The organism is Streptomyces achromogenes subsp. achromogenes, assembly GCF_000720835.1.
Lineage (GTDB): Bacteria > Actinomycetota > Actinomycetes > Streptomycetales > Streptomycetaceae > Streptomyces > Streptomyces achromogenes.
Genome location: NZ_JODT01000099.1, coordinates 1 through 427, shown reverse-complemented (window position 1 = coordinate 427; position 427 = coordinate 1). Strand labels below are relative to the sequence as shown.

The window sequence follows — 427 nt, the reverse complement described above, 5'->3', positions numbered from 1 at the left end:
GGACGCGGGTCTGATCTGGATCGGTCCGCCCCCGCAGGCCATCCGCGACCTCGGTGACAAGGTCGCCGCCCGCCACATCGCCCAGCGCGCCGGCGCCCCGCTGGTCGCCGGCACCCCCGACCCCGTCAGCGGCGCGGAGGAGGTCGTGGCCTTCGCCCGCGAGCACGGCCTGCCGATCGCGATCAAGGCCGCCTTCGGCGGCGGCGGCCGCGGTCTGAAGGTCGCCCGCACCCTCGAAGAGGTCCCCGAGCTGTACGAGTCCGCCGTCCGCGAGGCCGTCGCCGCGTTCGGCCGCGGCGAGTGCTTCGTGGAGCGGTATCTGGACCGGCCCCGGCACGTGGAGACGCAGTGCCTGGCCGACAAGCACGGCAACGTCGTCGTGGTCTCCACCCGCGACTGCTCCCTGCAGCGCCGCCACCAGAAACTC

General features: G+C 74.5%; 1 protein-coding gene. It reads left to right on the top strand.

What is annotated here, in order from left to right:
- Positions 1-427: ATP-binding protein (locus IH25_RS0136865; RefSeq protein WP_030621449.1), on the top strand; the 427-nt coding region annotated here is incomplete at both ends.